The 12,398-nt window shown below is 48.4% G+C and carries 11 protein-coding genes; 8 read left to right on the plus strand and 3 right to left on the minus strand.

Going from position 1 to position 12,398, the window contains the following annotated elements:
• The first annotated feature begins 103 nt into the window (after positions 1 to 103).
• The 7 genes from AC3WRW_RS16545 (at position 104) to AC3WRW_RS16575 (ending at position 7,252) form a co-directional block, all read left to right on the plus strand.
• Positions 104 to 781, plus strand: a complete 678-nt coding sequence (locus AC3WRW_RS16545) for an N-acetylmuramoyl-L-alanine amidase family protein (RefSeq protein WP_492547404.1) — start codon at positions 104 to 106, stop codon at positions 779 to 781.
• A gap of 102 nt (positions 782 to 883) precedes the next feature.
• The gene (locus AC3WRW_RS16550; protein ID WP_492547405.1) at positions 884 to 1,558 is read left to right on the plus strand and encodes a response regulator transcription factor; all 675 of its coding nucleotides are present in this window, start codon (positions 884 to 886) and stop codon (positions 1,556 to 1,558) included.
• Positions 1,555 to 3,375: a sensor histidine kinase gene (locus AC3WRW_RS16555; protein WP_492547406.1), complete on the plus strand. Its 1,821-nt coding sequence runs from the start codon at positions 1,555 to 1,557 to the stop codon at positions 3,373 to 3,375. Before AC3WRW_RS16550 ends, AC3WRW_RS16555 begins: the two co-directional genes overlap by 4 nt.
• Before the next feature lie 111 nt (positions 3,376 to 3,486).
• On the plus strand, positions 3,487 to 4,170 hold the full coding sequence (locus AC3WRW_RS16560; RefSeq protein ID WP_492547407.1) for a GDSL-type esterase/lipase family protein: 684 nt from the start codon (positions 3,487 to 3,489) through the stop codon (positions 4,168 to 4,170).
• Between the two features lie 37 nt (positions 4,171 to 4,207).
• The gene (locus AC3WRW_RS16565; RefSeq protein ID WP_492547408.1) at positions 4,208 to 5,614 is read left to right on the plus strand and encodes an MBOAT family O-acyltransferase; all 1,407 of its coding nucleotides are present in this window, start codon (positions 4,208 to 4,210) and stop codon (positions 5,612 to 5,614) included.
• Positions 5,615 to 5,630: 16 nt separating this feature from the next.
• Positions 5,631 to 6,770 carry a DHHW family protein gene (locus AC3WRW_RS16570; RefSeq protein ID WP_492547409.1) on the plus strand — a complete coding sequence of 380 codons (1,140 nt, stop codon included), beginning with the start codon at positions 5,631 to 5,633 and terminating at the stop codon, positions 6,768 to 6,770.
• A gap of 5 nt (positions 6,771 to 6,775) precedes the next feature.
• Positions 6,776 to 7,252, plus strand: coding sequence for a DUF4358 domain-containing protein (locus tag AC3WRW_RS16575; protein ID WP_492547410.1), 477 nt, complete (start codon positions 6,776 to 6,778; stop codon positions 7,250 to 7,252).
• Positions 7,253 to 7,650: 398 nt separating this feature from the next.
• Here the strand turns inward: AC3WRW_RS16575 and AC3WRW_RS16580 are convergent, their stop codons facing one another.
• Positions 7,651 to 7,824 carry an Arc family DNA-binding protein gene (locus AC3WRW_RS16580; protein ID WP_492547411.1) on the minus strand — a complete coding sequence of 58 codons (174 nt, stop codon included), beginning with the start codon at positions 7,822 to 7,824 and terminating at the stop codon, positions 7,651 to 7,653.
• A gap of 195 nt (positions 7,825 to 8,019) precedes the next feature.
• Between AC3WRW_RS16580 and AC3WRW_RS16585 the strand changes: the two genes are divergently transcribed.
• Positions 8,020 to 8,280, plus strand: coding sequence for a hypothetical protein (locus tag AC3WRW_RS16585; protein WP_492547412.1), 261 nt, complete (start codon positions 8,020 to 8,022; stop codon positions 8,278 to 8,280).
• A 174-nt stretch (positions 8,281 to 8,454) separates the two neighbouring features.
• Here AC3WRW_RS16585 and AC3WRW_RS16590 read toward each other — a convergent pair whose 3' ends face one another.
• Positions 8,455 to 11,547, minus strand: a complete 3,093-nt coding sequence (locus tag AC3WRW_RS16590; protein ID WP_492547413.1) for a peptidase domain-containing ABC transporter — start codon at positions 11,545 to 11,547, stop codon at positions 8,455 to 8,457.
• Positions 11,544 to 12,269 carry a peptidylprolyl isomerase gene (locus AC3WRW_RS16595; protein WP_492547414.1) on the minus strand — a complete coding sequence of 242 codons (726 nt, stop codon included), beginning with the start codon at positions 12,267 to 12,269 and terminating at the stop codon, positions 11,544 to 11,546. The genes AC3WRW_RS16590 and AC3WRW_RS16595 overlap by 4 nt, the downstream gene beginning before the upstream one ends.
• Positions 12,270 to 12,398: the final 129 nt, after the last annotated feature.

Here is a 12,398-nt window from a genome sequence, read left to right on the forward strand (position 1 = left end):
TTTAGTTCCAAATCTATGTCTGACGGTTTATCATGAAATGATCTTTATATGATCTTTATTCCGTCTCCATTTCATCTGTATCTATCTTTAATACGATGTGCCTATGAAAAATACGATAAGAATACTAATCCTAGCCATCTCCGGAGTCATATTCATTTCTTTTTTATTTTATATCCATTCCGAAGTCGCTTCGAAAACGAAAAAAGGAGACTTTGAGCAGAAGATTAACGAAAGAGAGTTGCCGTTGAAAGGAAAAACGATTGTGCTCGACCCTGGTCATGGCGGTAAAGACGTCGGTTCCATTGGAAATCAAGGAACATATGAGAAGGATGTAACGCTGCCCATGGCACTGAAAGTCGGCCAGAAGTTAGCCGAGCAAGGAGCAACCATCATCATGACACGGCAATCTGATACGACCGTTTCATGGGATGCGCGAACAAAAATGGCGGAAAGTAATGACGCCGATCTGTTCATAAGTATTCACTTCGATTCTTTCAAAAGTAGTAATGTTTCCGGAATGACGACTTACTATTACAAGACTCAAGATCAGTTGTTCGCACAAATTATTCATGATCAATTGGTTAAGGCAGACAATCAATCGATAGACAGGGGCGTAATGTTTGGCGATTATCACGTACTCCGTGAAAACGCCAAGCCTGCCGTTCTTCTCGAACTTGGGTTTATTTCGAACAAGAATGAAGAGACGCGCATGAAAACCGACGCATTTCAAGATGATGTAGCCACATCGATCACTAGAGGCGTTGTTAATTGCTTTAAATAAGGGGAGAAACATAGAACATGCTCGAGTAAACAGGCCCTTGTTTGAGGTACTTCTATGGATATGGTAAAATCTTACGAATAGGTTGGAATCGTGGAGGGCAACATGAAGAAAACGATCTTGATCGTGGAAGATCAGCAAGTGCTTCGGGAAATTATATCCGAATATTTGTCGGATGAAGGCTACCGTGTTCTTGAAGCAACCGATGGGAACGAGGCGCTGGCGTTGTTTCAAGAGCATGAAGTTGATTTAATCATTCTTGATATTATGCTTCCGAAATTGGACGGTTGGTCCGTCTGTCGACGGGTCCGAAAGACGTCGAACGTTCCGATTCTGATGCTGACGTCCCGGTCGGATGAGGACGACACGCTAATGGGCTTCGAATTGGGTGCTGACGATTATGTCGTCAAGCCGTGCAGCCCTCCTATCTTGCTGGCGCGTACGAAGCGGCTGCTTGAAAATCGGCAATTCCGTGAGACAGGAGACGCGCTAACCGGAGGTGGAATTACGATTCATCTTCCATCGCGCTCCGTTACGATAGACGGTCAGCCTTGCAGCCTGACGCATACGGAATTCGAGATTTTGGCCTATCTGTTGAAGAACAAAGGCATCATCATGAATAGGGAACAACTCATCATGAAAATATGGGGTTACGATTTCGATGGAGACGATCGCACGCTTAGCAGCCATATCCGTAATCTGCGTTTCAAGCTAGGTGAATATGCGAGTCGGATCGTCACCGTCGTTCGTTCGGGCTACAAGTTCGAGGAACGACCGTGAGGAATCGTATCGTCTTCAAGCTGTTTTTAGTGACAGCAGGGCTAAGCATTGTTGTCATTGCGGGGATATTTGTTGGACAAACGGTGTTTTTCAAGAAGTTTTATGAATATCAGAAGGTAAAGGATGTCCGGTCTGCCTTTGTATCTGCTCCATCGGAAGCTTTGACCAATGCCAGCGATGCACGAGATGCGTATCGAATCGAGCAGCAATTTTATCAAAAATACAACGCTTGGATTACCGCGATGGACGCTGTCGGCAACCTGCAAGATACGGACGACTTCGAGATTGAAGTGCACCTCGAGAAGGTTGACAACGCTTCAGCCTTATCCGGACAGTCGATCTCTGTTCCATTATACACAGTCATGAATGTCGAGGACCTAAGTACGGATAACCCGCTGAGATACGATTCGTTTATCAAGACGGGATCGCGTATTGCCATCGAAGGTGTCCTGATCAAGGGAAATCTGTATCCGCAGCGAATCGGAAGGAACGCCGCTAACTTGCGAGAGGAAAACCACCTGGAAAATGGGCCGCTTACTAACAAAGAATACGAGGTCGTCCCGAGGTTCGACAATCCAATTGAATACCACGAGCATTACCCGAGCGTTCTGGCTTACGGTACTGTGACGCAGCTTCGGATGCCTGCAGGGGCGGAAGAATCGAGGTATTCGAATCATTTGTTTTTGGAACGAGTGAAAGCGTTCCAGGCGGATCTGCTTTATGGAGATTATGACGGGCAAGCTGAAACGGTCCGCGATTACGAAGAAAACGGGGTCCCTTATAAGATCTTCGTCAAGCCGATCACGAACGCTAAGGGAGATGCCATGTACCTCTTCGCCATGACATCGCTTCAGCCGGTGAACGAAGCTGTGGGGGTAATGCGACATTATTACGGCTACATCATCGGGGGCACTCTGTTGCTGGTCCTGCTGGTCTCCTTTTACTTTTCCCGTCGAATCGCACGGCCGCTGCTCCAGATGAACAGGGTAACGCAGAAGATGGCGGATCTTGATTTTTCAGCACGAATTCCGGTATCGACCGAAGACGAGATCGGCAGTTTGTCCCGCAACATTAACGAGCTTTCAGGAATGCTGCATAACCACATCGTCCGACTTGAGCAAGATATTGAGAAGGAGAAGCGACTCGAGCATACACGAAAAGAGTTTATCGCTGGCGTATCTCACGAATTGAAAACCCCGCTTAGCGTTATCGAGAGCTGCCTTTACATTTTGAGAGACAAGCCAGACAGCCAGAAACGGAACTATTACTTCACATCAATGGAAGACGAAGTCAAAAAGATGAATTTACTGATTTCGGATATGCTGGAGCTTGCCAAATTTGAATCCGGCACCTATCAAATGGAAGTGACTGCGTTCCGTCTTGATATTCTTCTCGAGCGAGTCTGTGAGAAGCTCGATATGGAATTTGCCGGGAAGCGGTTGCAACTGTACCGCCGCTTCGTTCCGATCGAAGTCGTGGCCAACCAGCTGCGCATCGAACAGGTCGTCGTAAACTTTCTAACGAATGCGATTCGCTACACGCCGGAAGGCGAGAACGTCTTCGTGACGATCGTCGAGGAGCAATCCATCGTCAGAGTAGACATCGAGAACAAAGGCACCCATATCCCAATTGATCAGTTGGATAAAATATGGGAGCGCTTTTACCGCGTCGAGGGTTCCCGCCATCGGTTGACCGGCGGCACCGGGTTGGGCCTTGCAATATCCAAACAAATTTTGGAGCTGCATCGCGCGTCTTTCGGAGCGGAGAATACCGAGGATGGCGTCCTGTTCCATTTTATATTGAGCAAAAAAGCGTAGAACGATTCGTTCTGCGCTTTTTTATTCGATCTGCAACTCCTCTGCGCCCGATCTTTATATCCGACTAGTAATCTTACCTGGACCAAATCGAAAGGGAAAAGGGGAATTACGATGTTGAAAAAAATGCAGGGAATGTTGTTGATTGGGGCTGTCGCTTTGTCAGTCGCAGCGTGCGGAAATCAGAGTGAAGTAGGTCAATCCTCGGCTACCTCAACTCAAGCACAGGAGAGCACCGGGGCTAACGCGGCCACTTCGAAATCGTCTCCGTATAAAACGCTATATCGGACAAGCGTCTTTCTTGGGGATTCGATTACGGAAGGATTATCTTATCACGATGTGCTGAATAAGGAAAATGTGCTCGCTGGAGCAGGGAATACAGCAGAATTCGCTTTAAAGGACAACGTTAACGATCTGATCAGCCGAGCACCTGAGCATGTGTTCATCCAACTGGGGTCGGACGATATTCTGTGGCCGACGGACGATCCGCAGCAATACTCCATCGCGCACTACACCCAATTGATTGACGAAATCAAGGCGAAGCTGCCGAAGGCGAAAATTACGCTGCTATCAGTCACTCCTGTGACGCTCGAAGCTTATAAGGCGGAGCCTCGATACGGCAATCTCGGCACTTACAACGAGGCGCTTAAGTCACTCGCCGCCAAGGAGCACGTCGAATACGTGGATCTGACATCGCTCGTGAACGAGCATTACGATTTGTACGACACGGACGGTATTCATTTCCAAAAGGCGTTTTATCTGATATTGCTGGATTTCCTTAAGGACCAGTTGGACTAAACCATGGCGTATAATACTGCGTGGGAGGAGACTGGCATTGGTCTTTAGCAGCCTGCTCTTTCTGTTTCAATTTTTGCCTGCCGCATTGCTTCTGTACTATGTGTCACCGAAGAAGCTTCGGAACGTCGTTCTATTCGCCGTTAGCCTCTTCTTTTACGCCTGGGGTGAACCGTCGTACATTCTTGTCATGATTTTCTCAACGGTCTTCGATTACGCAAATGGGCTGCTAATCAACAGGTTCAGGCAGCGAAAGGCGGTCGCCCGGGCGATCTTCATCGGGGCGATCTCGGGCAATTTGAGCATTCTGTGCTTTTTTAAATATGCCGGCTTTGCCGTGGACAGTATAAACAGCTTGCTCGGCTTGCACTTGCACGCTGCCGATCTTCCGCTGCCGGTTGGCATTTCCTTCTACACCTTCCACTCGCTATCGTACGTGGTCGATGTCTACCTTGGCAAAATTGAGGCGCAGCGAAACTTCGTTGCCTTCGGCACCTATGTGGCCATGTTTCCGCAGCTAGTTGCAGGCCCAATCGTCAAATACAAAGATGTCGCCCGGCAGCTCGCTTCCCGAAAGGTGACGCTGGAGCGATTCGGCGAAGGCGCGGAATGGTTCATAAGAGGACTGGCCAAGAAGGTGCTGCTCGCCAACAATATCGGCATGCTGTGGACCAGTGTAAAGGTGGCGCAAGTGGGGGAAATGACTGTGCTGTCCGCTTGGCTCGGCATTGTGGCGTTCACGTTCCAAATTTATTTCGATTTTAGCGGTTATTCGGATATGGCGCGGGGACTCGGCAAAATGTTCGGGTTCGAGTTGCCGGAAAACTTCCGATACCCGTACACTTCCCGAAGCGTGACGGAGTTTTGGCGTAGATGGCACATTTCTCTCGGTTCCTGGTTCCGGGAATATGTCTACATTCCGCTCGGCGGCAATCGGAAGGGAATCGGTAAGCAACTTCGGAACCTGCTCGTCGTCTGGTTCCTCACAGGGCTGTGGCATGGAGCAAGTTGGAACTTTATTGTCTGGGGTCTGTATTTCGGGCTCTTCGTTACACTTGAGAAGCTGTTTCTGCTGAAATGGCTGGAGCGTTGGCCGCGACCGGCAGAGCATCTATATACGCTTCTCATCATTATGGTTGGATGGGTGCTGTTCGAATTCGATCATCTGGCTTCGGCTTGGACGTTTATTAAAGTGTTGTTCGGCTTGGACGCACACGGCTGGGCGGATCGTCAGGCGTTCTATGACCTGACATCGAACGGCGTCCTGCTCGTGCTATCGACACTCTTTGCGACGCCGCTTCCGCGTCAGATCGCTTTGTTGCTGAAGGGACGATGGCAAGCGGCCGGCGCGATTGCCTTCCCGGTCTTCTATATCGTCGCCCTGGCGTTGTCGTCAGCTTACCTGGTCGATGAGACGTATAATCCATTTTTGTATTTTCGATTTTGAAGGGAGATGATTCGTCGTGACCAATTACGATCGCGAGCGCAGATCCCTATCGGGCCTAATCCTGTTGCTTTTCGTCGGAGTATTAGCTATGGCGAACCTGCTGATGCCCGACAAACCGTTCTCCGAATCCGAGAACAGGGTTCTGGAGCAGTTCCCAAACTTCTCGCTGAATTCGCTATTGTCGAAAACGTTCGCTTCCGACTACGAGAGCTATATGTCCGACCAGTTCGTCTTCCGGGATGCTTGGGTAGGGGTGAAGACCGACACGGATCGGACTTTTGGCAAGAAGGAAAGTCATGGCGTTTACTTGAGCAAGAACGGGTATCTGATCGAGGACTATACTTCGCCGACTGCTGCGGAGCTGAAGGACAGAGTCCAGGCGATCAAAGCATTCGACGAAGCTACGCCCGAGCTTCGCAAGTATGTGCTCCTGGCACCGACCGCCGCCGCGTTACTTGCGGACAAGCTACCAGCATACGCTCCGGTCGGTGACGAGCGGGCCGACCTGGACCGCATTAGCGAATCCTTGCCGGAAGATATTCATTTCGTCGATGTTTATCCTGTACTTGATAAAGATCGGGGACAGTCCATTTTCTACAAAACCGACCATCATTGGACGACGAAAGGGGCATATGACGCGTATCTGGAGCTATGCCGGCAGATGGGACTATTCCCGCAAGCTGAGGATACGTTTGACATCCGCGAGGTAACCGACCAGTTTTACGGTTCGCTTTATTCTAAAAGCGGCTTTCGCCATATCGAACCGGATCAGATCGACCTTTATGTGCCTATGGAAGAAGGCAAGATTGCGGTTGAGTACGTGGACGAAGGCCACACGACGAATTCATTGTACGCGCCGGAGAACTTGAGCAAGAAGGACAAATACGCGGTATTTCTGAACGGCAATCATGCCCTGATTCGGATCACGACCGACGGTCCAGCGGACAAGAGGCTGCTCGTGGTCAAGGATTCGTACGCAAATAGCCTGATTCCCTTTCTGACGAAGCACTTTGGCGAGATCGATGTCGTCGATCTCCGGTACTACGACGAATCGCTCGCGAAGCTTGTCCAAGAGCGCCGAATCGGAGACATGCTCATCCTGTACAACATGAATACTTTTTTCGAAGATCCATCCATTCTTAACTTAACGAGGTGAATGCCATGAAACGGCGAGGGATCTTTCTACTGCTATCACTGTGGGCAACACTGGGCATATTGACCGGTTGTAACGACCGCAGCGAGCCTTCCGCTTCGCTGACTGCCACCGAAGTAGGAAGGCAAATTCAGCAAAAAGTGAACTTGAGCACGACGATGGAGCAAGGAGATATAGAGAAGTTCAACAAGTTATACCATATTGAGAAAGGGGATGTAGCGGATTTTGTGCTGTTCACAGCTTTGTCTAATGTCAAGGCGGATGAGCTGGTTGTCATTAAAACCAAGGATGGCGATACCAAAGGCATTATGGACAAAATACAGCAAAGGATACAGGCACAAATAGTCAAATTTCAGGATTATCGCCCTGAAGAGTATTATCTGGTCGAGAAGCATGTCTTGAAGCAGGAAGGACCTTTCATTCTCTTCGCGGTTTCGCAAGATGCGAACCGAATCGAACGCGCATTTAACGAGGCTTTGAAATAGCAATATTGTGCGCTTTAGAAGAACAATTAAAAATTTCGCCGATAGATCCGTTAAGCTGAACCGTATCATAAGTGACGGCAACAGTTTTTAGTAGCTAAAGAATAGGCCATCCCGTCGAAGGATGGCCTTAAAACTTGCATTTAAAGATAGCACGGAGGGTTAAGAGCACATAAATAAGTAGAACGCGCGATCTAATTTGATGGCGCGTTCTACGTTTAAAAGTACACTATGAAACTAAATTTCGCATTATTTGTTATTCTGAGAAAATACCACAAATGATTTCGCCTTGAGTATAATGCAGTCATGCATACAATACTCAAGGAGATTTTATTTCCAAGTCAACTAATTTAGCATCAGTGATCCTTCACTGCATCCCGTATTGTTTGCAGTACTTAATATTACTTTTCAATTTCAATAATCCCATTCTTGTGTTCAAATTCAGCGATGTGCTGCTCGATAAGATACTCAATTTGCATGGCAATGGAGCGTTTGTTTTTATCCGCAATCATTTTGATTTTCTCAAAATTTTCTTCTTCTAACCGTAAGGTAAAGACCCGTTTATTTGTGGCCATAATAATCAATACCCCTTCAAAGTGATGTCAATATTATACCAATATGAAAAGGGTGGATATACGTTCACATTGACACCTAAGTTATTTCACCTTACAATATTTATAATTAAGAATTCACTTTGATGTCACTTTTTTTGAGGGGAAGTGTTGAATTTGATAAAGAGTCTTAGAACTTATTTGTATGATTTTATCGCTATGAGAACAGACGAAATTGGGAATAACGTTCTGAAGCAAGATGAGGGATATCAGGAATTATCTAAAGAACTTCAATCCTTATTAAAAGAGATTTTTAAGTGTGTTCCAATAGACCGACACCCAACCATTTTTTCTTATGAAGAGAAAGAACAAGCTCAATTGGCACTAGCCATTGAAATTATGTACAGGCAAGGATTAATAGATGGAGTATTCTTAAATCGAAGACTGTCAGTAGTGATGGAAAATGAGGATGAATTCTAAACGTACAATAGAAAGGCTTGGTATCTATAAAAACCAAGCCGCGGTAGGTCTTATCGCATTTTTCGCCGATAGACCAGTTAAGCTGAACCTTACCATAAGTAGGACGAACCTTTTTGGTGTGAAGCCTTGAAGGGATTGGAAAATAGCCTGAAATGGTGAAGTCCATCGAGTCGACTATTCCAAAGGCTGACTAGCTAACATATGATAAATCCCCTTAGAAGCCAATAACTGCTCATGAGTGCCCGACTCCGCGATAACCCCTTGATCCAGCACAAGGATTCGGTCGGCATGTCGGATCGTACTCAGTCGGTGAGCGATAATGAGGGTTGTTCGGTCCTTCAATATCGTGCTCATATTCCGCTGAATCGTTTTCTCGGATTCGTTGTCCAGCGCGCTCGTCGCTTCGTCGAAAATCAAAATGCGCGGGTTGCTAATCAGAGCGCGCGCGATGGCGATACGCTGGCGCTGCCCGCCGGACATGCTTGCGCCGCGCTCCCCGACTTGCGTATCGTAACCGTTCGGCAGAGTCATAATGAATTCGTGAGCTCCCGCAAGCATGGAAGCGGACATTACCTCATCCATCGAAGCATCGGGAATTTGATAAGCGATATTCTCGCGAATGGTTCCACTGAACAGTCCTGCTTCTTGCTGAACGACTCCTATCTGTTTGCGGAGCGAGGCGGCATGTACGCGTTTCAGGTCGAAACCATCGACGCGAACCGATCCGCTGCTAGGGGCATATAGCTTAAGCAGCAGGTTCGCCAGTGTCGATTTCCCTGAACCGCTTCGACCGACGACCGCAATCGTCTGGCCCGGAGCAACGTCAAAGGAAATGTTCTGCAACACGTTTTTGCCTTCGGAATCATAACGAAACGAGACGCGTTCGAATTCGATCGTTCCTTGTAACTTCGGCAGAGTCGTCAAACGAGTCGGATCGACTTCCTCCACTTCTGATTCGAACACATCGTCAAGCCGTTCCAAGGCTATCCGCACGCCTTGAAACTCGTCCCACATGCCGATTAAGCCAAGCGCCGAGTTTGTAACAAGCGCATACACCGCGCTAAATGCCATCAGTTCCCCTACGGTAAGCTTATGTCCGATGATTAATTCCGCTCCCGCATACAGCACGGTTACGCTGCTTAACGTTTGCAGCACCGTAGCAACCGAGCCGGAATAGAGGCCAAGCTTCCATCCCTTCATTTGCACGAAAGTCGAATGACGGAAATTGCCCTCTACTTTTTTTCTTACCTCGTCTTCGGCGGCGAGAGCTTTCACGGTACGCATGGAGCTGATTGTTTCCACAAGCGCGTTCTGCAACTCTACATTGGCTTGGAACTGCTTTCTGCTGTTGCGTTTCATAAGCGGCGTAACAATCAGCGTAAGCGCGATGAAGCATGGAATGAAGGTCAGCGCAATCCATGCTAACGTAACGCTATAAGTGAACATAATGACCATGTACACGACAATCGTAATGACGTTCAACACCGCGCTCATGCTATTCGATACGAGAAAGTGACGGATGACTTGATTTTCTCCGGCGCGCGTCAAAATATCTCCTACTCTCCGCGTGGCGAAGTAGCGCATCGGCAAGCGAAACACATGTTGATAAAAGCTCATGATCATTTCAATATCTATTTTAACGAACGTATGGGCAATGACCCATTCCCTGATCGATTGAACGAGCATTGTAAGCAAGGAAACGCCTAGCATAACGATCAGCATGTCGTTCAGGTCATTATAATTTCCCCCGATAAGCACCTGGTCGATTACCCGTTGCGTGAAGAGCGGAAGCGACAAGTTGATAACCTGCAACAACAAGGTCATCCAGACAAGATGGATCAACGCCTGCTTGTGGCGGGCGAAGAACGTCCAATAGCGGCCGAACGAAGGCTTCGATTCCTCTTGGGCGAAGAACGCATCCGTCGGCTGCATGAATACCGCGTAAAACGTCCATCCCTTCAGAAAATCTTCGTGCGAATAAGTGAGCAGACCGATGCTCGGGTCGGCCACGGTCACGGAGCTGTCGTCGACTTTAACGACCACGACGTAATGGTTGCCCTTCCAGTGAGCAATCGCCGGCAGCGGCTGCTCCGCCAATCCTTTCAAGCTTGTTCGCACGGCCTTCGCTTGGAAACCGATTGCCTCCGCGGTTTTGTGGAGGTTGAACAGTGTACTTCCTTCCAAGCCGACTTGCGAAAGCTCCCGTAGCCTGTGAATGCTCAACCGCTTGCCATAGTGCCTGGAAATCATTGATAAGCAGGTGGGTCCACAGTCCAGCTCGCTTTGTTGAATAAGCACCGGGAACCGATTCCATAAGCGCCAAACCTTTTGTCCGCCGAATCGCGTTCGGCTGTCCTGCTCGTTTTTTTCTGCATGGCCTTCATCGGTGGATGAAGCGCTAGCCTCGCGAATCACGTTCTCTTCCTTATTCCTGGGATCACCCGTAGGGCGTAAATAAGCGGAAGCGATACCGATTATCGTTTCTCTGACTTTCGGAAAGCGTAAAATCAACTTATCGAAATCATCCTTGGTCAAACGGAATACGGTAAGCGCTTCGTCGGCGACGACACTGGCCTTGCGAGGATCACCGGTTAACAGCGCCAGTTCCCCGAAGAACTCTCCCGCCTTCATCGTGTTCAGCTTTCGGTTTCCTTCGCTTACCTTCCACACGGAAGCCGTGCCGGTACGAAGAATATAGAAAGCGTCGCCAACCTCCCCCTCGCTGACGATCGCTTGGCCGGACGAGTATTCCTTCATGACCATAATATCTAAAAGCGAGCGCAGTTCTTGATGATTGAGCGGAGCTAATAGCGCTGTCCGTTTCAAAAAAGTACGCATCGCATCGTCGGCTAATTGCTCGAGCAAATATACCCGCAATTCCGGGTGCGTGTCGATGACTTGCATGAAAGTTATTTTGGACAGCCGCAGTAATTCCAATTTCGTCGATGCCCTTAGCGTATGTTCTTGGACATCCTCTTTCAGCAGCGCTTCCTGACCGAAATGCTCGCCGGTTTCCATGATTCCGAAATTAAGATCCTTGCCGCCTTGATCCTTGCCAATTATCCGAACTTTGCCCGATAGGATAAGGTTGAACGAATCCCCCTGTTCCCCGGCCTGAATAATCGTATCTCCCATTTGGTAAGAAACCTGGTGAAAAGCCGCGAATACTTCTTCTTTTTCCTGTGGTGACAGCACATGAAAAATAGGGATAGAATCCATAGCGATCAGATGTAAATTGAGTATGCCCGCGCTCACCCGATCCGTCATCTTAACGGCTCACCTGCCAAACCGCGCCAGAGCCTAATATCGATGCTCGCTTCTTGTACTGCTGCGTTCAGCCATTCTTCGAATATCGCATCGGCAAGCTTTATCCGAACTTCTTCGTTTAAGACAGCCGGAGCTACTTCCCACACGTGCAACAGCCGGTAGAAAGAACCTACAGGAAAGGGGCCACCTGTCTGGCCGGCTTCCGCTCCGAAAACAAAAGCCTCTTCTTCCCCGCTCAATTCATGTCGGCCGGCCCAACCAACGTACCCGCCGTCGTATCTGCTGTTGCTCTGCAAACAATAAGTTTGCGCAAGCTTGTAGAATGATTCGCCCTCTTCCATCTGAAAAAGCAGCTCTTGTGCCTGTTCCTTGCTTCCGGTCACTAATTGGGAAACACACGCTCTATCGAAGGAAAGTTTGTTGGTTAGAAAATAAGCGTCAATACGATCTTCCGAGATGAAACGCTTCACCTTCTCCGTCAGAAGACGAGCTTTGGCCGTCTCGAATAAATCCGCCGTCACTAACCCGCGCGCACTAAGCCATGCCGAGGTTTCAGCTACGCTGTATAACCCCAATTGCTGCCGCATTTCATTGGCTGCGGCTTTCCATTCCTGTTCATTGATCGTTATATGGTTCCGTGCGGCATATTCCAGCGTGACGGTTCTTCGAATGCTTTTCTCGACGGCGGTAAACTCACTCTCCATAGAGGCTAGCTTTAACATGTCACGGAGACTCCATTCCGTTCCATTTACACTAAGCGCCCAATGTTCTAGAGCATCCATATCTTCATTCCCTTCTTTACGATGAAAAAGGAAAACCTAACAACGATTAGGTTTTCCTTTTTAACAAAC

It is taken from the genome of Paenibacillus sp. FW126-R14, from assembly GCF_058789495.1.